22 protein-coding genes are annotated in these 21,136 nt (G+C 66.6%); 15 read left to right on the forward strand and 7 right to left on the reverse strand.

Annotated features, from left to right (window positions below):
- The first annotated feature begins 8 nt into the window (after positions 1-8).
- The gene (locus ACN9M2_RS17020; RefSeq protein WP_426285807.1) at positions 9-1,238 is read left to right on the forward strand and encodes a multifunctional CCA addition/repair protein; all 1,230 of its coding nucleotides are present in this window, start codon (positions 9-11) and stop codon (positions 1,236-1,238) included.
- 117 nt (positions 1,239-1,355) lie between these two features.
- On the opposite strand, the gene ACN9M2_RS17025 is transcribed toward ACN9M2_RS17020, so the two are convergent.
- Both ACN9M2_RS17025 and ACN9M2_RS17030 read right to left on the reverse strand, forming a co-directional pair.
- Entirely contained in the window at positions 1,356-2,549 is a 1,194-nt protein-coding gene (locus tag ACN9M2_RS17025; RefSeq protein ID WP_426285808.1) for a class I SAM-dependent methyltransferase, read from the reverse strand.
- A 76-nt stretch (positions 2,550-2,625) separates the two neighbouring features.
- The gene (locus ACN9M2_RS17030) at positions 2,626-4,737 is read right to left on the reverse strand and encodes a TonB-dependent receptor (RefSeq protein ID WP_426285809.1); all 2,112 of its coding nucleotides are present in this window, start codon (positions 4,735-4,737) and stop codon (positions 2,626-2,628) included.
- Positions 4,738-4,910: 173 nt separating this feature from the next.
- Here ACN9M2_RS17030 and ACN9M2_RS17035 point away from each other — a divergent pair, with 173 nt between their 5' ends.
- Together ACN9M2_RS17035 and ACN9M2_RS17040 are read left to right on the forward strand one after the other, a co-directional pair.
- Entirely contained in the window at positions 4,911-5,570 is a 660-nt protein-coding gene (locus ACN9M2_RS17035; RefSeq protein ID WP_426285810.1) for a hypothetical protein, read from the forward strand.
- Between the two features lie 64 nt (positions 5,571-5,634).
- The gene (locus ACN9M2_RS17040; RefSeq protein WP_426285811.1) at positions 5,635-6,372 is read left to right on the forward strand and encodes a pteridine reductase; all 738 of its coding nucleotides are present in this window, start codon (positions 5,635-5,637) and stop codon (positions 6,370-6,372) included.
- A gap of 3 nt (positions 6,373-6,375) precedes the next feature.
- Here ACN9M2_RS17040 and ACN9M2_RS17045 read toward each other — a convergent pair whose 3' ends face one another.
- The 4 genes from ACN9M2_RS17045 to tsaD form a co-directional block, all read right to left on the reverse strand.
- Positions 6,376-7,230: a DUF6159 family protein gene (locus tag ACN9M2_RS17045; protein ID WP_426285812.1), complete on the reverse strand. Its 855-nt coding sequence runs from the start codon at positions 7,228-7,230 to the stop codon at positions 6,376-6,378.
- 216 nt (positions 7,231-7,446) lie between these two features.
- Positions 7,447-7,956: a 2-amino-4-hydroxy-6-hydroxymethyldihydropteridine diphosphokinase gene (gene folK, locus ACN9M2_RS17050; RefSeq protein WP_426285813.1), complete on the reverse strand. Its 510-nt coding sequence runs from the start codon at positions 7,954-7,956 to the stop codon at positions 7,447-7,449.
- A 24-nt stretch (positions 7,957-7,980) separates the two neighbouring features.
- Positions 7,981-8,340, reverse strand: coding sequence for a dihydroneopterin aldolase (gene folB / locus ACN9M2_RS17055; protein WP_371022420.1), 360 nt, complete (start codon positions 8,338-8,340; stop codon positions 7,981-7,983).
- A gap of 60 nt (positions 8,341-8,400) precedes the next feature.
- On the reverse strand, positions 8,401-9,444 hold the full coding sequence (tsaD, locus tag ACN9M2_RS17060; protein WP_426285814.1) for a tRNA (adenosine(37)-N6)-threonylcarbamoyltransferase complex transferase subunit TsaD: 1,044 nt from the start codon (positions 9,442-9,444) through the stop codon (positions 8,401-8,403).
- A gap of 65 nt (positions 9,445-9,509) precedes the next feature.
- Here tsaD and rpsU point away from each other — a divergent pair, with 65 nt between their 5' ends.
- The 5 genes from rpsU to ACN9M2_RS17085 all read left to right on the forward strand — a co-directional run bounded on the left by rpsU (position 9,510) and on the right by ACN9M2_RS17085 (position 13,188).
- A complete protein-coding gene (gene rpsU / locus ACN9M2_RS17065; RefSeq protein ID WP_029213735.1) occupies positions 9,510-9,725 on the forward strand; it encodes a 30S ribosomal protein S21 in 216 nt (71 codons plus the stop codon).
- A gap of 133 nt (positions 9,726-9,858) precedes the next feature.
- The gene (locus tag ACN9M2_RS17070) at positions 9,859-10,302 is read left to right on the forward strand and encodes a GatB/YqeY domain-containing protein (RefSeq protein ID WP_426285815.1); all 444 of its coding nucleotides are present in this window, start codon (positions 9,859-9,861) and stop codon (positions 10,300-10,302) included.
- 209 nt (positions 10,303-10,511) lie between these two features.
- Positions 10,512-10,685 (forward strand): DUF1328 domain-containing protein, encoded by a 174-nt coding sequence (locus tag ACN9M2_RS17075; RefSeq protein ID WP_072322409.1) that lies wholly within the window; start codon positions 10,512-10,514, stop codon positions 10,683-10,685.
- 51 nt (positions 10,686-10,736) lie between these two features.
- Positions 10,737-12,482, forward strand: a complete 1,746-nt coding sequence (gene dnaG, locus ACN9M2_RS17080) for a DNA primase (RefSeq protein WP_426285816.1) — start codon at positions 10,737-10,739, stop codon at positions 12,480-12,482.
- 91 nt (positions 12,483-12,573) lie between these two features.
- Positions 12,574-13,188 carry a DedA family protein gene (locus tag ACN9M2_RS17085; RefSeq protein WP_426285817.1) on the forward strand — a complete coding sequence of 205 codons (615 nt, stop codon included), beginning with the start codon at positions 12,574-12,576 and terminating at the stop codon, positions 13,186-13,188.
- 82 nt (positions 13,189-13,270) lie between these two features.
- Here ACN9M2_RS17085 and ACN9M2_RS17090 read toward each other — a convergent pair whose 3' ends face one another.
- Complete coding sequence (locus tag ACN9M2_RS17090) at positions 13,271-14,146, reverse strand: LysR substrate-binding domain-containing protein (protein WP_426285818.1); 876 nt, start codon at positions 14,144-14,146, stop codon at positions 13,271-13,273.
- A 104-nt stretch (positions 14,147-14,250) separates the two neighbouring features.
- On the opposite strand from ACN9M2_RS17090, the gene ACN9M2_RS17095 reads away from it, so the two are divergent.
- From ACN9M2_RS17095 to ACN9M2_RS17125, 7 genes are read left to right on the forward strand one after another with little or no spacing between them, the layout of a single operon-like run.
- A complete protein-coding gene (locus tag ACN9M2_RS17095; RefSeq protein ID WP_426285819.1) occupies positions 14,251-15,249 on the forward strand; it encodes a 2-dehydro-3-deoxygalactonokinase in 999 nt (332 codons plus the stop codon).
- A 43-nt stretch (positions 15,250-15,292) separates the two neighbouring features.
- Positions 15,293-16,285 carry an arabinose ABC transporter substrate-binding protein gene (locus ACN9M2_RS17100; RefSeq protein WP_426285820.1) on the forward strand — a complete coding sequence of 331 codons (993 nt, stop codon included), beginning with the start codon at positions 15,293-15,295 and terminating at the stop codon, positions 16,283-16,285.
- Between the two features lie 2 nt (positions 16,286-16,287).
- The gene (gene araG / locus ACN9M2_RS17105) at positions 16,288-17,814 is read left to right on the forward strand and encodes an L-arabinose ABC transporter ATP-binding protein AraG (RefSeq protein ID WP_426285821.1); all 1,527 of its coding nucleotides are present in this window, start codon (positions 16,288-16,290) and stop codon (positions 17,812-17,814) included.
- 3 nt (positions 17,815-17,817) lie between these two features.
- Positions 17,818-18,819, forward strand: coding sequence for an L-arabinose ABC transporter permease AraH (gene araH, locus ACN9M2_RS17110; protein WP_426285822.1), 1,002 nt, complete (start codon positions 17,818-17,820; stop codon positions 18,817-18,819).
- On the forward strand, positions 18,819-19,712 hold the full coding sequence (locus ACN9M2_RS17115) for an SMP-30/gluconolactonase/LRE family protein (protein ID WP_426285823.1): 894 nt from the start codon (positions 18,819-18,821) through the stop codon (positions 19,710-19,712). Before araH ends, ACN9M2_RS17115 begins: the two co-directional genes overlap by 1 nt.
- Positions 19,709-20,518 (forward strand): SDR family oxidoreductase, encoded by an 810-nt coding sequence (locus ACN9M2_RS17120; protein WP_426285824.1) that lies wholly within the window; start codon positions 19,709-19,711, stop codon positions 20,516-20,518. Before ACN9M2_RS17115 ends, ACN9M2_RS17120 begins: the two co-directional genes overlap by 4 nt.
- Positions 20,508-21,134, forward strand: a complete 627-nt coding sequence (locus ACN9M2_RS17125; protein ID WP_426287944.1) for a 2-dehydro-3-deoxy-6-phosphogalactonate aldolase — start codon at positions 20,508-20,510, stop codon at positions 21,132-21,134. Before ACN9M2_RS17120 ends, ACN9M2_RS17125 begins: the two co-directional genes overlap by 11 nt.
- Positions 21,135-21,136 lie beyond the last annotated feature (2 nt).

Below are 21,136 nucleotides of genomic sequence, written 5' to 3' on the forward strand. Positions count from 1 at the left end.
AAGGACGTATGGACATCTATCTGGTCGGCGGTGCCGTTCGCGACGAATTACTCGGCCGACCCGTGGTCGACCGCGACTGGGTCGTGGTGGGCGCGACGCCCGAGGAGATGCTCGCTGCCGGCTATAAGGCCGTGGGCAAGGATTTTCCCGTTTTCCTGCATGGGGAAACCAGGGAGGAATACGCCCTGGCCCGCACGGAACGGAAGACCGGCCGCGGCTACCACGGCTTCGCCTTCCACGCGGACCCGTCGGTGACCGTCGAGCAGGATCTCGAACGCCGCGATCTCACGATCAACGCCATTGCCCGGCACCAGGACGGTTCGCTCGTGGACCCGTTTGGCGGCGTCCGCGATATCCACATGCGCACGCTCCGCCACGTGTCCGATGCCTTCGCGGAAGATCCCGTGCGCTTGTTGCGCGTAGCGCGCTTCGCGGCCCGTTATGCCCCCCTGGGTTTCACCGTGGCCGAGGAAACCATGGCGCTGATGCGGCGCATGGTCGAAGACGGGGAAGTGGATCACCTCGTACCCGAACGCGTGTGGGCCGAGACACGAAAGGCGCTCGCCGAGCCGGCTCCTTCCGCCTTCCTTCGCGTCTTGCGCGACAGCGGTGCGTTGCGTGTGCTGTTCCCCGAGGTGGATGCCCTTTACGGCGTGCCGCAGCGGCCGGAATTCCATCCGGAGGTCGATACCGGCATCCATGTGGAAATGGTGCTCGATGCTGCCGCGAGGCTCGCTCCCGGCGATGCGCTGGTCGGCTGGTGCGCGCTCACGCACGACCTGGGCAAGGCGCTCACGCCCGTCGACGTGCTGCCGCGCCACATCATGCACGAACAACGTGGCGTCGAGCCGGTGCGCGCGATGTCATCCCGGTTGAAGGTGCCGGCGGAGTACACGTTCATGGCGGAGGTGGTGTGCAAGCATCATCTCAACGCGCACATGGCGCTGGAGCTGAAGCCGACGACGATCCTGCGCCTGCTGGATACGCTGGGGGCCTTGCGCCGTCCGGAACGACTGGAGACCTTCCTGCTGGCGTGCATGGCCGATAAGCGTGGCCGGCTGGGAAGCGAAGACGCCGCGTATCCACAAGCCGATTTCCTGCGCGCCTGCCGCGAGGCGGCGGCGGCGGTTACCTCGCAGGCGTTCGTCGAACGGGGCCTGCAAGGGCCGGCGATTGGCGAGGCGATGAAAAAGGCCCAGGCGCAGGCGATCGCGGACGTGCCGCGTCCCGCTCCGTAGCTATCGCCGACAGAGTCGGCTCCCACAAGAGCGGTGCCGCGTTCCGCTTCGTAGTTATCGCAACAGGGTCGGCGATGGGTTCGCGCCCCCCAACATCGCAGCGGTAGACCAGATGAACTACAACCGCGACCCCTGGTCGGCCGCCATCACCTCGGCGGGCAGCGCCGCCGCGTCGATGCCCTTGGCGAACAGCATGACCTGGAAGCGCTCGCCCATCTGGTCGGGCATAGTGAGTTTCTTCACTTCTTGCGCGAGGCGGTAGCGCGCCGCCTCGTCGGTAAGCGCGAGGTAGTCGTTCTCGAAGAATTCCTGCATTCCTGCCGCGAGCAGGAATTGGGCCTGCGGCATATACGCCGCCACGCCGAATCCCGCGCTGTTGCCCGCTTCGGCAAGAGCCGTGAAGTCCACCGACGCGGTGAGGTCCTGCAATCCCGGCAGGAAGAACGCATCGCCGTGCATGCGATGGCGATAGAAGGCCCGCAGGGTGCCGTCCGTGCGTTCGGGCTGATAGAACTCGCCGCGCGTATACCCGTAGTCGGCGAACAACATCGCGCCGCGACGCAGGCTGCCCGCCACCGCCTGCACCCAATAGGGCAGTTGCGGCAGGATCTCGCTGCGGTATCCGTTTTCGAATTCACGACCGAGATCGCGCTCCACATGGCGCACGGCACCGCCCACCAAGGCATCGGCGGGGCGATCGCTGCGGACGAAGCGACCCTCGCCATCGAGGACGACGTGCTCTTCGTAGATCTCGCCATCGCGGGCCGTGAAGCGCGTGGTCGGCAGCGCGTCGATCACCTCGTTGGCGAAGAGCACGCCTTCCCACTCGGCTTCCGGAGGGCCGTCGAGCCATGCCGCACGCGCGAACAAGGCGGCGGGAAGCGCGGCACGAAGACGTTCACGCTGGCGCTCGCGCAGGTCGGCGCTCGGCTCGAGGATCATGTAGCGCCGTGGCACGCGACCGGCCGCGTCGAGAGCCAGCAAGGCCGCTTCCGCGAAAGCGCCGCTGCCACCGCCGAGTTCGAGGAACCCGGCCTCCGGTCCGAGTGAACCAAGTACCGGCTCGACGGCACGCACGACGCAACGGGCGAACAGCGTGCCTAGTTCCGGTGCCGTGACGAAGTCGCCCTCGGCCCCGAACTTGGCCTTGCCCGCGCTGTAGTAGCCCAGCCCGGGTGTGTACAGGCAGCGCTCCATGAAGCGCGAGAAAGGCATGGGGCCGTGCGAGGCGATCTCCTCGCGCAACAGGGCCACGAGGTGATCGGAATGGGCGCGCTCGTCGGCGCCTGGTGCGGGGAGGTTGACGTTCATGCCATGCGTATTCGTAGACGAATGCGCAGGATAACGGAAGCCCCGCCCAGGCGGCGTCAAGCAGCGAACCGGGGCCTCAGAAATCCTGCTGCAGCGACAGGAACAGGCCGCGGCGCGGACCGAACTGGGGCGCGCCCACGCCGATGCCCGAACCATCGCGGATCTCGTAGGTGCGATCCAGCGCGTTCACCAGGGCCAGCTGCGCATGCGTGGCACCGGCCGGGGTGAGATGGAAATCCCGAGAGACGCTCAGGTTGAGCTGGAAGTACGCCGGCATGGTGTCGCCGTTCGGCACGATGCCGTCGCGGCGCAGGCCGGAGCCGAACAGATAGTCCGCGCCGATCCGCGTCGAGTCCGCGAAGGCGTAGCTGATGCCACCCGACGAGGTGTACTTCTGGTCGTGGTCGAGATGGATGAAGTGATCCTGGATGTAGGCCAGGTCGTCCGGGTTGAAGTTGTACTGGCCGGTGATAATCCGCTTGCCGACCGAGCGGTTGTACGCGAAGTTGAAGTACGCGGTGAGCGCGCCACCGTCGTAGTTGATCGTGAGCTCGTCGCCCTTGACCTTGCCCTGGTCGTAGTTGAACGTGGAATAGACCAGCGCGGTGCCGAACTGTCCTTCGTCCTGGATGCGCTGCACGTGGCGCGAATAGCTGTCGAGGCCGACCGTCCACGCATCGCCCAGCTTCTGCGAGATACCGATGTCGTAATAGCTGGAACGCTCGGCCAGCGGCGTGTCGTTGCCGTTGTCCGGCAATGCGTTGGTGGTGCCGGCGAACTTCGCGATCGAGGTGGGGCTGATCATCTCGGAAGCCGGCGGAGTGAAGTAACGCGAGAAGCCCGCATGGATCGTGGTGCTATCGGTGGGCTGGTATACCACGCCGACGCGCGGGCTCAGCTGGCTTTCCGTGCGGAAGGCTTCGTAACGGTCGGCGCGGACGCCGTAGTTCACCGTCCACTTCTCGCCGATGCTCCACTCGTCCTGCAGGTAGAGGGCATAGGTGCGGGCGATGATGCGGCTGGCGTCGACGATGTTCAGCGGCGTCGTGGAGGTCTGGTTGCCGTCCGCGTCGGCCGGGAACACGAGCGCGTCGTTGGTGGCGTTCGCCCTTTCGAACGAGCCGTAGATGCCATAGCGCAAGGTGTGGCTGTCACCCAGTGGCGTGGAGAAGTCCGCTTGCAGCGTGCTCGCGCGATTCGCCCGGCTCACGTCGGAAGCGACACCGTTGAACATCAGGTCGCCGATGTCGTCCGGGGTGAAGTCCAGGCTGCTGTAACGCTGCCCCGCCGAGACCTGATATGCCGTATCGCCCATCTTGCCCTGCAGGCTCAACACACCGAAGCGCGTCTTTTCCTTCTGGCGCTCGTTGAGCTGGGCCGAGTCGAAGTTGGTGACGTCGAGGTAGCCGAATTGCGGCGTCTGGCCGGGGTTGTTCGGAATCTCGAAGCGGTTGTTGGTGGCGCCGAACAGGAAGCTCAGGCGCGTGTCGTTGTCGATCAGGTAGGAGATATCGCCGAACGCCTTCACCTGGTTGGTGTGGTCGTGGATCGGCTTGCGGCTGGCGGTCGGGTTTTCGATGCCGACGTCGTTCTCTAGATAGTTGGCCGTGAGGAACCAGCTCCATGCACCACTGCGGCCGAACAGGGTCGCGTTCGGGTTCAGCGTGCCGAACTGGCCGCCCGTGATACCGACGCTGCCACCGACGCCGTCTTCCTTGGGCGATCGCGTGGTGATGTCGACGATGGCCGCGGTGCGCTCACCGTACTGCGCGGGCAAGGCGCCCGTGAGCAGCTTCACGTTCTGGATCATGCGCGCGTCGAGGGTCTGGCCGAAGCCGCCGATGCTTTCCGGGATCAGCACGCCGTCGATGCGGTACTGCAGGTTCGCGTGGTCGCCGCGCACGTGCAACTGGCCGTAGGAGTCCTGGACCACGCCCGGCGCCTGCAGGATCACCTGGTTCAACGGCGTCGAATCGCCCAGCGGCAGGGCCTGGATCGTCTGCCGGTCCATGACGTACTGGCTGCTGCCCGTATCGGGCGACAGGCTGTTCCGCGCTTCGTCCAGCCGGGCGGTCACGTCCACCTCGCCAAGGTCCGTGGCCTTCGGCGGCGGCCTGTCGTCGGTCGCGAAAACGGGTGCGGCGGACAGGGCAAGGGCGATGCAGAGCGCGAGGCGAGCAGGGGTCATCGTGGATTTTTCCAAGGATCGAAATGTTATAACGTATCTTCTTGCGGACACGCCAAGGGGGAATTGGGCGAGGCGACTGTGCCGGGTGTAGCTTTCTGCCAGCTTTCACGGCGCTTCATGATCGACTCACGCCGTCGCGGCGACCATGCCCGTCCTGACCCGTGGAGAGACCGATGGCGAAACGAGACGCCACATCGACATCGAAGGAAATCGTCGCGACCAGCGCCGGACGCGCCGACAGCCCCGTCGCCAAGGCCATCCTGGAGTTCGTCAGCCGGATTCCCGACAGCGACGTTTCCCCCGCCAGCAAGGGCACGGCGGAGGAAGAAGCGCGCCGCCTGGCCAGCGCGGCCGCCAACAAGGCCGCGGTGACGGCCGGGTCGCTGGCCTTGCCACCCGGTCCGTTGGGATGGTTGACCGTGCTGCCGGAGCTGGTCGCGATCTGGCGCATCCAGGGCCAGCTGGTCAGCGATATCGCCGCCGCCTATGGCAAGACCGCCCGGCTCGGGCGGGAACAGATGCTCTGGTGCCTGTTCCGCCATACCGCCGCGCAGGCCTTCCGCGACGTGGCCATCCGCGTCGGCGACCGCCTGGTATTCCGCACCGCCGCCACAGGGGTATTGCAACGGCTGGCCGGGCGCATCGGCGTCAGTATCTCCAAGCGCGCCGTCGGCAAGGGCATCTCGCGCTGGCTACCCATCGTCGGCGCCCTGGGGGTGGGGGCCTACGCTTATTACGACACCGGACAGGTGGCGCGGACGGCGATCGAACTGTTCAGCGGCGAGGTGCATGTCGAGGAAGACGGACATGCTTCGTCGGAAGCGGACGCGTAGTGATGCCCGGTGACGTGGGCGCCGGTTTGCGGCAAGCTCGCGGGCGCATCTACAGGGAGTCACGATGAACAAGCAGCCGGTCGTCCTCGTCACCGGAGGCGCGCGCCGCGTCGGTGCCGCCATCGTCCGACGCCTGCACGCCGCGGGCTGCGTCGTGGCGATCCACTACCGGCGTTCGGCCGGTGAAGCCGACGCGCTGGCGGGTGAACTCAATGCTGTCCGCGCGGGCAGTGCGGGCACGTTCGCCGCCGCCCTGGAAGAAGACGACGCCTTGCCGCTCCTCGTCGACTCCGTGGTCGAGCGCTTCGGCCGCCTCGACGGACTGGTCAACAACGCCTCCGCGTTCTACCCCACCCCGGTCGGCGCGACCACGCCCGCGCATTGGGACGACCTGTTTGCCGCGAATGCGCGTGCGCCCTTCTTCCTCGCCCAAGCGGCCACGCCGGCACTGCGCGAGGCAAAGGGAGCGATCGTGAACATCGTCGACATCTACGCCGAGCGCCCGCTCGCCGGGCATGTCGTGTATTCGATGGCGAAGGCCTCGCTGGCGATGCTCACCTTCGCCCTGGCGAAGGACCTCGCCCCCGATATCCGCGTCAACGCCGTGGCGCCCGGCGCCATCCTCTGGCCCGAGTCCGGCAAGCCGGAAGAAGCCGCGGAAACCCTTATCGCGAAGACACCGCTGGCCCGCAAGGGCGAACCAGCGGACGTCGCCGAGGCCGTCCGCTGGCTGCTGCTCGATGCACGCTACACGACCGGTCAGGTCGTGCGCGTGGATGGCGGGCGGGCGCTGACGATCTGAGCGTCAGTTCTTCGGGCGGAACGCCGATTCCAGCAGCGCGCGGTCGAAGCCCTGGCCCGGGTCGCCTTCCTGCGTGTAGCGGTACAAGGCCGCCGAATACACGCCATGCATCGCCGCCTGGAACAGGCTGAGGGCCACGAGGCCGACGAGGGCGATGACGCCCACCGCGACCATCAGTGCCACCGACTGCGTGCTGGCCGCGGCGAAGAACAGGATGCCGCTGACGAAGATCAGGCAGAAGGTGAGGATGCCACCGGCCAGGCCGATGCCGGCGTTGCCGATCAGGTTCTCGCCCCAGGTCTGCTTCAACGCGCCGGCGCTGCGCTTCACCGCATCGACCGGGCCGACGTCCTGCGCTGCGAGCACGGGCACGACGAGGAAGGTGGCCACCGTCCAACCGAAGCCGATCAGGCCGACCACGAGACGGCCGACGAAGCCGAGGCGTTCCTGCAACGCGCGAAGGATCATGCCCACCGTCGCGGCGATCAGGGCGTAGCCGAGGATGTTCGGCAGCTTGCCCATGGCCGTGCGGATGCCGTCGCCGAGGGTCGGATTGCCGCCGTCCAGACGGATCAGCGCGGCCGAGGCGAGAGCCACGTTGAAGAAGATCACCACGGTGTACTGGACAAAGTAGAAGAGGAAGCTCACCAGCATGAACATCGGCGAGACGTGCTGGCGCTGGCCCTCGAATTCCGCCTGGTTATGCGAAACCAGGGCAATGACAGGCCATGCGAAGGTAGCGATCACCACGAGCGAGGCCAGCCCCGCGAGCAGCGGGAAGAGCATCAATTCCTTGTCCTGCCGGAGGATGTTGGCGCTAGCTTTCATCAGCGCCCAACTGCGTGCGAACTTACCCATTTCCTTGATTCCCCTTGGTCCGATGTGGACGCGTTGTAGCATCTTGCGGGAGTAGTCGCCAGCGCCATCGGCCGGAAATCTGGTGGGAGCCGACCCTGCCGATACCTGGTGGGAGCCGACCTTGTCGGCGATCCGCGGCAGCGGCCCGACCATGGCAAGCACCCATCGCCGACAGAGTCGGCTCCCACCGGAAAACCGGTTTCCGAAAAACACTTGTTACTGGAGCCGGGCCACGGCGCGCGTGCAGGCTTCATCCACCACTAGCGGCTCGCTCTCCTGTGGGAAGGCCGCCCACAGGTCCGCCATGGTCCGGCCATTCACCGGGTGACGCAGCGTCGGCGCGATATCGGCCATGGGTTTCAACACGAAGGCGTGACGCAACTCGCCGCGAGGGATCTCCAGATGGCCTTCCCCGCGCAGCACGAGGTCGTCGTAGAGCACGATGTCCACGTCGAGGGTACGACTCGCATAGCGCTCGCCACCACGGACACGCCCATGGCGATCTTCCAGCGCATGCAACCAGTCATTGAGATCGTCGGGGCCGAGGTCGCTGTCGAGCGCGACGGCGAGGTTGAGGAAATCCGGCCCGTCGAAGCCCACCGCCGCGCTGCGGTAAACCGGCGAAACATCGAGCACGCCGAAGCGGCGGCGCAGTTCGGCCACCGCGAGGCCGAGCCAGTGTTCCGCATCGATGTTCGAGCCCAGGCTGAGGTAGGCGCGTCCCACGTCAGTGCTTGTCCACCGGGCGGATCATTCCGGGCGCGTGCCGCGTTCGATGCGAACGCCGACCGCGCGGGCCCCGCGCACCGCACCGGGTTTGGAAAGCTTCAGGCGCACCCAGGCCACGCCGAATTCCTCTCGCACGATCTCCGCGCATCGCTCGGCGAGCGTCTCGACCAGGCCGAAGCTCGATGCCTCCACGTAAGCCTGGAGGCGCTTCGAGATCGACTTGTAGTTGAGCGTGTCGGCGATGTCGTCGCTGGCGGCGGGCCGGCGATTGTCGAAGGCCATCTCGAGATCGAACGACAGGGTCTGCCGAATGCGGCGTTCCCAGTCGTAGATGCCGATGACCGCGTCGATGCGCAGGTCTTCGATGAAGACGATATCCATGGAGTCAGGTGCTGCGAAGGGTCTTACAGGGTCCGCGAGGAGGGGCGATTTCGCAAGCACTCAAGCCGCGGGCGGCAACGTTTCCAGGCTCCAGCGCGGATACACCTGGATCGTCTCGTCCTGGTGCTGGCCGGACGCGAGCCGGATCGCCCCGGCCAGGGCGATCATCGCGCCGTTGTCGGTACAGAACGCCAGGCGCGGGAAATACACCCGGAAGCCGTCAGCCGCCGCAGCCTGTGCCAGTTGTTCACGCAGCCGCCTGTTCGCACCCACGCCGCCGGCGATCACCAGCCGCTTCGCCCCGGTGGCCTCCAGCGCACGCCGGCACTTGATGGCCAGGGTGTCGACGATCGCCTCCTCGAAACCGCGGGCGATGTCGGCACGGGTCTGCTCGGTCTTGTCCGACGCCTGCCAGGCCAGCAGCACCTGGGTCTTCAGGCCGGAGAAGCTGAAATCCAGGCCCGGCCGGTCGACCATCGGGCGCGAAAAGCGGAAACGCCCGGGCGTGCCCTGCTCGGCCAGCTTCGCCAGCGCCGGGCCGCCCGGGTAGGGCAGGCCCATGAGCTTGGCCGTCTTGTCGAAGGCTTCGCCCGCGGCGTCGTCGAGGGTGTCGCCGAGGATTCGGTACTGGCCGATCGCCTTGACCTCGACCAGCATCGAGTGGCCGCCCGAGACCAGCAAGGCCACGAAAGGCGGTTCCGGCGGGTCGTCCTCGAGCAGCGGCGCGAGCAGGTGGCCCTCCATGTGGTGCACGCCAATGGCGGGCACGCCCAGTGCCCAGGCCATGGCGCGGGCCGCCGAGGCGCCGACCAGCAAGGCCCCGACCAGGCCGGGCCCCGCTGTATAGGCCACGCCACCGAGGTCCGCCGGGGTCATGCCGGCCTCCTTCAAGGCCTCCCTGACCAGGGGCAGCAGCTTGCGCACATGGTCGCGACTAGCCAGTTCCGGCACCACGCCGCCGTACTCGGCATGCAGGGCGATCTGGCTGAAGAGGGCATGGGAAAGCAGCCCCCGGCCAGGCTTCTCGGGGTCCCAGCGCAGCAGGGCCACGCCGGTCTCGTCGCAGGAGGTTTCCACGCCCAAAACGGGCTTTGAATTTTTCATCTCGATCACGTTATAATCCACGGCTCACCCGGATTCACGGGTCAGTTTAATCAAGTGGAGTTTCCATGCCGAGCGTTAAAGTCCGCGAGAACGAGCCGTTTGAGCTTGCCCTTCGCCGCTTCAAGCGTACGTGCGAGAAGGCTGGCGTGCTGGCCGAAACGCGCAAGCGCGAATTTTACGAAAAGCCGACCCAGGAGCGTAAGCGCAAGCGTGCCGCTGCTGTGAAGCGCCACCTGCGCCGTCTGTCCCGCGACACGACGCGCCGGACCCGCATGTACTGATGTACCAGCCGGTCCTCGTGGCCGGCATGGTAACGCGGTTGGCGCGTTTACGCTGCCCCCGCACTCAGGCGGAAATCCCGAGCCGGCTTCGCCGAAAGGTGAAGCCGGCTTTTCGTCGTCCCGGAGAAAAGACATGAGCCTCAAGGCAAAGATCACCGAAGACATGAAGGCCGCCATGAAGGGCGGGGAAAAGGACCGCCTGGCCGTCATTCGCCTGGTCCTGGCGCAGATCAAGCAGCGCGAGGTCGACGAGCGGATCGAGCTGGACGACAACCAGGTGCTTGCCGTGCTCGAGAAGATGCAGAAGCAGCGCCGCGATTCGATCGAGCAGTACGACAAGGCAGGACGCACCGACCTGGCCGACATCGAGCGCTACGAGATGGGCGTGATCGACGGCTACCTGCCCGCCAAGCTGGGCGAGGCCGAGCTGGAAGCCATCATCGATGCCGCCATCGCCGAATCCGGGGCCACCACCGCCCGCGACATGGGCAAGGTGGTCGCGCTGATCAAGGAAAAAGCCGCCGGCCGCGCCGACATGGCCGCCGTGGCAGGCAAGGTGAAGGCCAAGCTGGCCTAAGCTGTTTAAGGTGGGAACCGGCTCTGCCGGCGATGGGTGCTTGCCGTAACCTGGCCCGCTGCCGCGGGATCGCCGACAAGGTCGGCTCCCACCAAGCCAGGGCTAGCACCCATCGCCGACTCACCCATTCACGGCTTCGCCACGGCGCTGCCAGCATCCTGCGCGGCGCGGCTGGCGGGCCCTCCTCCGGCGCCTGACGGAGGATTCCCATGCTCAAGTACGCCATCATCTTCGGCCTTATCGCCCTGGTTACCGGCGCGCTCGGCTTCAGCCGCGTCTCGGGCGTCGCCGCCACCATCGCCAAGGTGTGCTTCGCCATCTTCCTGATCCTGTTCGTGATCGCGATCCTGGCCGTCATCGGCGTCTTCAAGCTCGCCTTCTAGAGGCACGCCAGGCTCCATACGGAAGCGGATGCATGGCATCCTAGGGGACTGATGCGTGGCCGTATTCCCGACAATTTCATCGATGAACTGCTGACTCGCGTCGACATCGTCGACGTGATCGAGCGGCGCGTGCCGCTGAAGAAGGCCGGCCGCGAATGGACGGCATGCTGCCCCTTCCACAACGAGCGCTCGCCGTCGTTCTACGTGAGCCCGCAGAAACAGTTCTTCCACTGCTTCGGCTGCGGCGCACACGGCAGCGCGATCAAGTTCATCATGGATTACGACCGCCTCGAATTCCCCGACGCCATCGAGGAACTCGCCCAGTCGGTAGGCATGAAGGTGCCCTACGAGGGCGGCCGGGACGACAAGCCGCGGGAAGACCGCAGCGACCTCTACTCCCTGCTCGACGATGCCGCCAGCTTCTACCAGCGCGAACTCGACAACAGCGCCGAGGCCCGTGCCTATGTCGATCGGCGCGGCCTCGACGACGAGATCGTCAAGCGCTTCCGCATCGGCTGGGCGCCCGCCGGTTTCGACGGCGTGTTGAAGGCGCTGGGCACGTCCGACCGTCGGCGTCAGCTGCTCAACGAAGCCGGCATGGTCGCCAGCAACGAGCGGGGCAATCGCTACGATCGCTTCCGCGAGCGGGTGATGTTCCCGATCCTCGACCGGCGTGGCCGCGTGATCGCCTTCGGCGGACGCGTGCTGTCGTCGGAGCAGAGCCCGAAATACCTCAACTCACCCGAGACACCGCTCTTCCACAAGGGCCGCGAGTTGTTCGCCCTGTGGCAGGTGAAGCAGGCCCACCAGCAACTCACCCGGATCATGGTGGTGGAGGGCTACATGGACGTCATCGCATTGCACCAGGCCGGCCTGCCCATCGCCGTCGCCACGCTCGGCACGGCAACGACGCCGGAACACGCAGAAGTGCTCTTTCGCGCGGCACCCGACGTGTATTTCTGTTTCGACGGCGACCGCGCCGGCCGTCAGGCGGCATGGCGCGCGCTGGAGTCGATCCTGCCGCGCATGCGCGACGGGCGGCAAGCCCATTTCCTGTTCCTGCCCGACGGCGAAGATCCGGACACCCTCGTGCGCAAGGAAGGCAAGGACGGCTTCGAGAAGCGCATGAAGGAATCCATGCCCATGTCGGAGTATTTCTTCGAGGAACTGGCCCGCGATGTCGACGTCAGCCGGATCGACGGGCGCGCACGTCTCGCGGAACGCGCCCGTCCACTGATCGCCAAGCTGCCCGATGGCGCTTTCCGCGACCTGATGGCGCAGGAGCTGGAGCGCCGCACGGGTGCGAAAGCGGTTCTGGAAACCGAGGCCGCACCTCAGAAAACGGCCGCCCCACGCCCGTCCGGCGGCGGCCAACGAAGCCTCGTCCGTAGCGCGATCACCATGCTCCTCGCACAGCCTGCGCTGGCCGAGGAGGTGGAGATCCCCTACCCGTTCCTGCGCTACAACCGGAACGGTGTCGACCTGCTGGCCGAACTGATCGATATCGCGCGAAGCCGCCCGGGCATCAATTCCGCGGTGCTCGTGGAGAACTTCATGGATCGCCCGGAATACCCGGCGCTGCAGAAGCTCATGCAGCTGGGACTGCTGGTCGATCCGGACGCCCAGCGGTCGGAGTTCCGTGGCGCGCTGATCAACATGCAGAACCAGGCTGTGTCGGATCGACGCGAGTACCTGATCGCCAAGAGCCGCGAAGAGGGCTTGGACGATACGGAAAAGGCCGAGCTTCGCGTCCTCCTCGCCGCCCGCGCCGCGCCCGCCCCAGCGGACGGCGAATGATGCGCCGCATCGTGTACGTAACGCGATCCGTGGGATCATCCCGGCCTCGTTCCTCCAAGGGACCGGCCCCAGCCGGATTCGCGCGCTACTGATGGACCTGCTCAACGACCTCGTCGATTTCTTCGGAAGGAACGGATACCTCGCCGTCTTCTTCGCCCTGATGCTCTGCGGGGCAGGCATCCCCTTGCCCGAGGACATCACCCTCGTGGCCGGAGGCATCATCACCGGCCTGGGCTACGGCGACGTCCATACGATGGTCGGCGTCGGCATGGCCGGCGTGCTCGTGGGCGATTCCACGATGTTCCTGCTCGGCCGTCACTTCGGCGGGCGGATCATGAGCTGGCGCCTCGTCGCGCGCCTGCTCACGCCGGAGCGCTATGCCAAGGTGCAGGAGAAATTCGAGCGCTACGGCAACCGCATGATGTTCGTCGCCCGCTTTCTTCCGGGCATGCGCACCGCGGTGTTCATCACCGCCGGGGCCACTCATCGCGTCGGTTTCTTCCGCTTCCTGCTCCTGGACGGCCTGGCCGCCGCCATCAGCGTGCCGTTGTGGGTCTACCTGGGGTACTTCGGCGCGCACAACCACGAGTGGCTGGCGATGTGGATCCACCGCGGGCAAACCGGCGTCTGGCTGGCGATCGCCGCCGCGCTGATCGTGCTGGGCGTCATCTGGTGGCGCCGCAGGAAGGCCACGCGGGACTGCTAGCACGGTCATTGTGCAGACTGTGGGCCTGCGGCTCCCACAGGGATGCGAATCGCCGACAAGGTCGGTTCCCACCGGGCTCCGGTCAACCGGCGGTCGTGATCTCGGCGAACAGCCAGTCGCGGAAGACCGTGGTTTCCTCGCGCGGCTCGGCATCGCGGGACACCGCCAGGTAATAGGTGTGATGCAGCGGCAGCGCCAGGTGGAACGGGGCGACGAGGCGGCCCGCGGTCAGGTCGTAGGCCACCAGCAGTTCCTGGGCCAACGCCACGCCCTGCCCCTCGATCGCCGCCTGGAGCATCATCGTGCCGTCGCTGAAACCCATCTCACGCGACACTGGCCCCGGTTCGACACCCGCGCGCTCGAACCACTGGTCCCATCCTGTCGCCGCCGCGGCACGTCGGCCAGGACGTTCGTGCAGGAGCATCTGCGCGGGCAGGTCCGCGGGCCCCCTCACCTGTTCGGCGAGCGCGGGGGCACAGACCGGCGTGTAGCCACTCACCACGAGGATCGACTGCCCGGCGCCCTCGTTCACGCGATCGTCGATGGCAAGGTCCCAACCACCCTCGTCGCCACCATCGGTGACCACTTCCACGGCGATGTCCGGATGCTTCGCGAAGAAGCGGAACAACCTCGGCACCAGCCATTTCGTACCGAAGGTGGGTGGCACGGAGACGCGCAAGGAAGCGTTGCGCTGTCCCATCACCTGGTCCGTGGCATGCTGCAGCGCACGAAAAGCGTCGCGGATACGCGGGAAATAATTTTCTCCCGCCGTCGTCAGCGACAGCCGATTGTTGCTTCGCACAAAGAGCGGCGTGCCGAGGTAAGACTCCAGCAACTTGACTTGTGCACTCACCGCCGCGGCGGTCAGCGAGAGTTCCTCGCCCGCCTTGGTGAAGCTCATATGCTGCGCTGCAAGCTCGAACACGCGCACGGCATGGAGGGGTAATGAGCGCTTCATTGCGGACTCGTTCAAAAAAACTTGGGGAAACCCCGAAGAATTTCTAGTTTGCCTGCCTCGGCAGGCAACGCCAAGAATCCATGGCGCTTTCGATCGGACCCTCGATGAACATCCTTACCGTCGACACCGGAACCACCAACACCCGCGTCACCGTCTGGCACGACGGCGACGTGGTCGGACAGGCCGCCCGGCAGGTAGGCGTGCGCGATACCGCCATCACCGGCAGCACGGCGAAACTGGAAGAAGGCGTGCGCGAAACGATCGCCGAAGCCCTCGCGGCGGCGAACCTCGGCAAGGCCGACATCGGCCGCGCCATCGCCTCCGGCATGATCACCTCCAACGTGGGCCTCTGCGAAATCCCGCACGTGGTCGCGGCCGCCGGCATCGACGACCTCGCCGCCGCCATGCGCGAGAGCCTCATCGCCAACGTGTGGCACGAGCCGATCTGGTTCGTGCCCGGCGTACGCAACGCGGTGGACCACATCGGCCTGCACAATTGCGAGGCGATGGACATGATGCGCGGCGAGGAAGTGGAATCCTTCGCCCTGGTCGAACGGCTGGGACTCGACGAGCCCACGGTCATCGTGCTGCCAGGCTCGCATTCCAAGTTCGTCAGCATCGATTCGAAGCGCCGCATCGACGGCTGCGTCACCACGCTGGCCGGCGAATTGCTGCACGTGATATCGCACGACACGATCCTCGCCGGTTCGCTGAAGGACGGCTTCGCCAAGCGCATCGATGCGGAAATGCTGCTGGCCGGTGCCGCCTCGGCGAAGAAGATCGGACTGGGCCGCGCATGCTTCAGCGTGCGCATCCTCGACCAGTTCGCGGTGTACGACGCCAACGCACGCGCCAACTTCCTGCTCGGCGCGGTGCTGGGTTCGGACCTGCTGACCCTCAAGAATTCCAGCGCGATCCGGATGAGCCCGGGCACGCGCTTCGTCGTCAGCGGCAAGCCGATCCTGCGCGAGGCCATCGGCCGGCTGGTCGAGGGCGACGATTTCTTCTCCGGCACGGTCACCGTGCTGGGCGACGACGAGCAACGCGATCTCGCGGGTTACGGCGCCATCGCCGTCGCCCGCCGCCGCGGGCTGGTCGACTGACAACACGGCCCATGGCCATCCGTATCACCCGAGGAGGGAACGCATGAAGACGAAGATCGCCCTGGGCCTCCGCGCCCTCGCCCTGGCGCTGGCCGTGACCGCCGCGCCCGCTTTCGCCGCCGACGACCCGGTGAAGATCGGCTTCGTGGTGAAGCAGCCCGAGGAACCCTGGTTCCAGGACGAGTGGAAGTACGCCGAACAGGCGGCGAGAGAGAAAGGCTTCACCCTGGTGAAGATCGGTGCGCCGGACGGTGGCCAGGTGCTCACCGCGATCGACAACCTGAAGTCGCAGCATGCGCAGGGCTTCATCATCTGCACGCCCGACGTGAAGCTAGGCCCTTCGATCGTGGCCAAGGCCAGGATCGACAAGCTCAAGCTGATGACGGTGGACGACCGCCTCGTCGACGGCTCCGGCAAACCGATCGAATCGGTGCCGCACATGGGCATCTCCGCATCGAAGATCGGCGAGCAGGTCGGCGAGGCGATCGCCGCGGAGATGAAGAAGCGTGGCTGGAAGCCGGAGGAAACCGGTGCCCTGCGCATCTCCTACGACCAGCTGCCGACGGCCAAGGAGCGCACCGACGGCGCCATCGCCGCGCTCACCGCGGCTGGCTTCCCGAAGGCCAACGTGGTCAACGCGCCGCAGGCCAAGACGGACACCGAGAACGCCTTCAACGCGGCGAACATCGCCATCACGCAGAACCCGAAGTACAAGCACTGGATCGCCTTCGGCCTCAACGACGAAGCCGTGCTCGGTGCCGTGCGCGCGGCCGAAGGGCGCAACTTCCGCGCCGACAACATGATCGGCGTGGGTATCGGCGGCAGCAAGTCGGCGCTCAACGAGTTCGCCAAGGCGCAGCCGACCGGCTTCTTCGGTAGCGTGCTGATCAGCCCGAAGCGCCACGGCTATGAAACGTCGGTGAACATGTACGAGTGGATCAAGAACGGCAAGGCGCCGCCGCAGCTCACCTTCACCACCGGCCAACTGATCACCCGCGCCAACGCCGCGGAGATCCGCAAGGACATGGGGCTTTGACGATGACGAGCGCCCCGCGCCTCGAGTTCCGCCACATCGGGAAGACCTTTCCCGGCGTGCGCGCACTCAGCGATGTCGGCTTCACCGTGCGCGCCGGCAGCGTGCACGGCCTGCTCGGCGAAAACGGCGCGGGCAAGTCGACCATGATGAAGATCCTCGGCGGGGAGTACATCCCCGACGAGGGCGAGGTCGCGATCGACGGACACGTGCAGCACTTCCGCAAGGCGGCCGATGCCATCGACGCGGGTGTGGCGGTGATCCACCAGGAACTCCAGTACGTGCCCGAGCTCTCGGTCATGGAGAACCTCCTGCTCGGCCGCCTGCCCACGCGCTTCGGGCTGGTCGACCGCCGCCGGGCACTGGCCTGGACCCGCGAGCGCCTGGATGCGCTCGGCGTGGACCTCGACCCCCGGGCGAAGCTGAAGCAGCTTTCCATCGGCCAACGGCAGATGGTGGAGATCGTCAAGGCGATCCTGCGCGACGCGAAGATCCTCGCGCTGGACGAACCCACCAGCTCGTTGTCGCATCGGGAAACCGACGTACTCTTCCGCCTCGTGCGCGACCTGCGCGCGCAGGGCAAGGCGATGATCTACATTTCGCACCGCCTCGACGAGATTTTCGAACTCTGCGATGCCGCGACGATCTTTCGTGACGGCCGCAAGGTCGCCGACTTCGACACGCTGGAAGGTGTCACCCGCGACGCGCTCGTGCAGCGCATGGTCGGCCGCGAGATCAGCGACATCTTCGGCTACCAGCCGCGCGAGCACGGCGACGTGCGCCTCTCGGTGAAGAACGTGACCGGCCGCGCCGTGCCCCTGCCGGTGAGCTTCGAGGTACGCGCGGGCGAAATCGTCGGCTTCTTCGGCCTCGTCGGCGCTGGCCGCTCCGAGGTCATGCGCGTGGTCTACGGCGCAGACCGGCGCACGGCCGGCGAGGTACGCGTGGACGGGCAGAGCATCAAGGGCTCGCACATCCGCGACGCCATCCGGCACGGCCTCGTGTTCTGCCCGGAAGACCGCAAGGAAGACGGCATCATCGGCGTGCGCTCGGTGTCGGAGAACATCAACATCAGCGCGCGGCGAAACCACCTCACCGCCGGCCTCTTCGTCAATGACCGTAACGAAGCCAGGACGGCCGACAGCTACATCGAACGACTGCGCATCCGCACGCCGCACCGCCGCCAGGAAATCCGCCTGCTGTCCGGTGGCAACCAGCAGAAGGCCGTGCTCTCGCGCTGGCTGGCCGAGAAGGACCTGCGCGTGCTGATCGTCGACGAGCCCACCCGCGGCATCGACGTCGGCGCGAAGAACGAGATCTACAACGTGCTCTATGAACTGGCGGCGCGCGGCGTGGCCGTGGTGATGATCTCCAGCGAGCTGCCCGAGGTACTCGGCGTCTCCGACCGTGTCGTCACCATGTGCCGTGGCCGCATCACCGCCCAGTTCGACCGCGCCTCGGCGAACGAGCAGAACGTCCTCGCCGCCGCCCTGCCCGAAAGCGCGGGATCCACCCCGATAAGGAACGCCTGACCCATGACCGAGTCCAACGCCGCCGCCATCGCCGCGACCCGCGAGACGCCCGAGGCCCACCGCCGCGCCCTGCTCTGGCAGGTCGTCGACGACTACAGCCTGATCGGCATCTTCGTCGTGCTGTTCGCCGTGCTGAGCATGACCGTGCAGTACTTCTTCTCATGGGACAACGTGGTCGGCCTGGCCCTGTCCGTGTCGCAGATCGGCATGGTCGCCTGCACCATGATGTTCTGCCTGGCATCGCGCGACTTCGATCTCTCGGTGGGTTCGACGGTGGCCTTCGCCGGCGTGTTCTGCGCGATCGTTTCCAACGCCACGGGCAGCGTGGTGATAGGCATCGGCGCCAGCCTGGTCGCGGGTGCGCTGGTCGGCTTCGTCAACGGCGCCGTCATCGCCAAGCTCAAGATCAACGCACTGATCACCACGCTGGCCACCATGGAAATCGTGCGCGGGCTGGCCTTCATCGCCTCGCACGGCCAGGCCGTGGGTGTCACCAGCGAGGCCTTCTTCACCTTGGGCAGCGCCGAGTTCCTCAGCCTGCCGGTGCCGGTATGGGTCACCCTGGCCTGCTTCGTCGTCTTCGGCGTGCTGCTCAACAAGACCATCTACGGGCGTAACACGCTGGCCATCGGCGGCAATCCCGATGCCGCACGCCTCGCCGGCGTGGCGGTGGATCGTGTTCGCATCGCCATCTTCCTCATCCAGGGCCTGGTCGCCGCGCTGGCCGGCATCATCCTCGCCTCGCGCATGACGAGTGGCCAGCCCAACGCGGGCGAGGGCTTCGAGCTCAACGTCATTTCCGCGTGCGTGCTGGGCGGCGTCTCCCTGATGGGCGGCCGTGCGAGCATCAGCGGCGTGCTCGTTGGCGTCCTCATCATGGGCACCGTGCAGAATGCGATGAGCCTCATGAACATCGACGCCTTCTACCAGTACCTGGTCCGCGGTGCGATCCTGCTAATCGCCGTGCTCGTGGACCAGCTCAAGAACCGCAGGCAATCCCGCTGATGACCGACACCTTCAAACCGCTCTCCTCCCACCGCCAGGCCCATGCCGAGGGCGTGATCTGGGACGACATGGCAGGCCTGGTCCGCTGGACCGACATCGCCACTTCGCAGCTGTTCTCGTACGACCCGGCCACGGGCGTCGTGAAGGACTGGAAGCTTCCGGCGCGCCTGTGCTGCTTCGCCCTCACCCACCAGCCCGGCGTGCTCCTGCTCGCGCTGGAGAAGCAACTCGCCCGCTACGACACCCGCGACGGCACCTTGCACGTGCTCGAGGACGTCGAGCCCGACTTGCCCGGCACGCGCACCAACGACGGCCGCTGCGACCGTGGCGGCAACTTCATCTTCGGCACCCTCAACGAGCGTGGTCCGGAGAAGGTGGCATCGTTCTGGCGCTATACGCACGACGGCAGGCTCGACCGGCTGGCCCTGCCGAAGGCGGCCATCACCAACAGCATCTGTTTCAGCCCGGACGGCGCGACGATGTACTTCACCGACTCGCCCACGGCGCAGATCATGGCCTGCGACTATGATGCGGCGACCGGCGAGATCGACCGCATCCATGTCTTCGCCCAACTGGACCAGGGCATTGAACCGGACGGCTCGACCATCGACGCCGAGGGCTTCCTCTGGAACGCGCAGTGGGGTGGCTCGCGCGTGCTGCGCTACGCGCCCGATGGCCGCGTGGACGCGGTCATCGACCTGCCCGCGCGTCAGCCGAGTTGCGTCACCTTCGCCGGCGCCGCGCTCGATCGCATGGTGGTCACCTCGGCGCACAAGGGCTTGAAGGACACCGTGATCGCCGACGAACCCACGAACGGCGCGATCTTCATCGGCACGCCACCTCGCGGTCGCGGCTTGCCCGAGGCGCGTTACGGTCACGGATCGGGCGCATGACCGGCACGACGAAGGCCGATCCGCGCACCACGCCCTTGCCACGCCTCGCGGGCAAGGTGGCCATCGTCACCGGCGCCACACAGGGCATCGGTGCCGCGACGGCCGCGCTGTTCGCCGCCCACGGCGCGAAGATCGTGCTCAACGTGATTCAGGACAACGCGCAGGCGCGTGCCACGCTGGCCGGCCTCGACACCCAGGACGCCATGCTGTTCGAAGCCGACGTGACCGATCCGGCGGCGGTACGGCGCATGGTCGACGCCGCGACGGAACGCTTCGGCGCACCCGACGTCCTGGTCAACAACGCCGGCATCAACGTGTTCAACGATCCGCTGTCCCTGAGCGACGACGAATGGACGCGTTGCTTCGAGGTGGACCTCAAGGGTGCCTGGAACTGCGCGAAGGCCGTGCTGCCGGGCATGCTCGGACTCGGTCGCGGCAGCATCGTCAACATCGCCTCGGTGCACGGGCACAAGATCGTCCCGCACTGCTTCCCCTATCCCGTGGCGAAGCATGGATTGATCGGGCTGACCAAGGCGCTGGGCATCGAGTACGCCGCGCACGGCATTCGCGTGAACTCGATTTCCCCGGGCCTGGTGCTGACCGCCATCGCCGAGGCCGGCTTCGCCGCGGCTGCCGATCCCGAGGCGGAACGCCGTCGACAGACCGAGATCCTGCCCAACAAGCGCATCGGCGAGCCGGAGGAGATTGCCTATACTGCGCTGTTCCTCGCTTCCGACGAAGCGCGCTATATCAACGCCGCCGACATCCGCGTCGACGGCGGCCGTTCCCAGCTCTATCACGAGTGACCCCATGGCCTGGCCGACTGCGCTTCCCCTCATCGCCATCCTTCGCGGCATCACGCCGGACGACATCGTCGGCCACGTCGAGGCCCTGCTCGAAGCGGGATTCGACGCCATCGAGGTGCCGCTCAACTCGCCCGACTGGCAACGCAGCATCCCCATGGCGCTGGAAGTCGCCGGTACCCGGGCACTGGTCGGTGCGGGCACGGTGCTGACGCCGGACGCGGTCGACGCCGTGGCCGACCTGGGGGGCCACCTGCTGGTGACGCCCAATACCGACCCCGCGGTGATCCGCCGCGGCCGCGAACGCGGGATGTACACCTCCATCGGCTTCAGTACGCCAAGCGAAGCTTTCGCGGCCATCGCCGCGGGCGCGCAGTCGCTGAAGTTGTTTCCCGCCGCGCAATGGGGCCCCGGCTACGTGAAAGCCATCCGCGCCGTGCTTCCGCCCGATTTGCCGTTGCTGGCCGTGGGTGGTGTCACGCCGGAGAACATCGGCCAGTTCCTCGACGCGGGCTGCATCGGTGCGGGATTGGGCGGCGACCTGTATAAAGCGGGGCAACCCGTGTCGCGGACGCGTGAGCGCGCGAACGCCTTCGTCAAAGCCTATCGTTCGGTCTGAGC

It is taken from the genome of Luteibacter sp. E-22, assembly GCF_049913125.1.
Classification (GTDB): domain Bacteria; phylum Pseudomonadota; class Gammaproteobacteria; order Xanthomonadales; family Rhodanobacteraceae; genus Luteibacter.

Coding starts and splice junctions, on each gene's coding strand:
- ACN9M2_RS17020 (WP_426285807.1), top strand. CDS start 9: ATGGACATCTATCTGGTCGGCGGTGCCGTTCGCGACGAATTACTCGGC.
- dnaG (WP_426285816.1), top strand. CDS start 10,737: ATGCGTGGCCGTATTCCCGACAATTTCATCGATGAACTGCTGACTCGC.
- ACN9M2_RS17035 (WP_426285810.1), top strand. CDS start 4,911: ATGGCGAAACGAGACGCCACATCGACATCGAAGGAAATCGTCGCGACC.
- ACN9M2_RS17070 (WP_426285815.1), top strand. CDS start 9,859: ATGAGCCTCAAGGCAAAGATCACCGAAGACATGAAGGCCGCCATGAAG.
- tsaD (WP_426285814.1), bottom strand. CDS start 9,444: ATGAAAAATTCAAAGCCCGTTTTGGGCGTGGAAACCTCCTGCGACGAG.
- ACN9M2_RS17040 (WP_426285811.1), top strand. CDS start 5,635: ATGAACAAGCAGCCGGTCGTCCTCGTCACCGGAGGCGCGCGCCGCGTC.
- ACN9M2_RS17090 (WP_426285818.1), bottom strand. CDS start 14,146: ATGAAGCGCTCATTACCCCTCCATGCCGTGCGCGTGTTCGAGCTTGCA.
- rpsU (WP_029213735.1), top strand. CDS start 9,510: ATGCCGAGCGTTAAAGTCCGCGAGAACGAGCCGTTTGAGCTTGCCCTT.
- ACN9M2_RS17030 (WP_426285809.1), bottom strand. CDS start 4,737: ATGACCCCTGCTCGCCTCGCGCTCTGCATCGCCCTTGCCCTGTCCGCC.
- araG (WP_426285821.1), top strand. CDS start 16,288: ATGACGAGCGCCCCGCGCCTCGAGTTCCGCCACATCGGGAAGACCTTT.
- ACN9M2_RS17045 (WP_426285812.1), bottom strand. CDS start 7,230: ATGGGTAAGTTCGCACGCAGTTGGGCGCTGATGAAAGCTAGCGCCAAC.
- folB (WP_371022420.1), bottom strand. CDS start 8,340: ATGGATATCGTCTTCATCGAAGACCTGCGCATCGACGCGGTCATCGGC.
- ACN9M2_RS17120 (WP_426285824.1), top strand. CDS start 19,709: ATGACCGGCACGACGAAGGCCGATCCGCGCACCACGCCCTTGCCACGC.
- ACN9M2_RS17095 (WP_426285819.1), top strand. CDS start 14,251: ATGAACATCCTTACCGTCGACACCGGAACCACCAACACCCGCGTCACC.
- ACN9M2_RS17075 (WP_072322409.1), top strand. CDS start 10,512: ATGCTCAAGTACGCCATCATCTTCGGCCTTATCGCCCTGGTTACCGGC.
- ACN9M2_RS17115 (WP_426285823.1), top strand. CDS start 18,819: ATGACCGACACCTTCAAACCGCTCTCCTCCCACCGCCAGGCCCATGCC.
- ACN9M2_RS17085 (WP_426285817.1), top strand. CDS start 12,574: ATGGACCTGCTCAACGACCTCGTCGATTTCTTCGGAAGGAACGGATAC.
- ACN9M2_RS17100 (WP_426285820.1), top strand. CDS start 15,293: ATGAAGACGAAGATCGCCCTGGGCCTCCGCGCCCTCGCCCTGGCGCTG.
- ACN9M2_RS17025 (WP_426285808.1), bottom strand. CDS start 2,549: ATGAACGTCAACCTCCCCGCACCAGGCGCCGACGAGCGCGCCCATTCC.
- araH (WP_426285822.1), top strand. CDS start 17,818: ATGACCGAGTCCAACGCCGCCGCCATCGCCGCGACCCGCGAGACGCCC.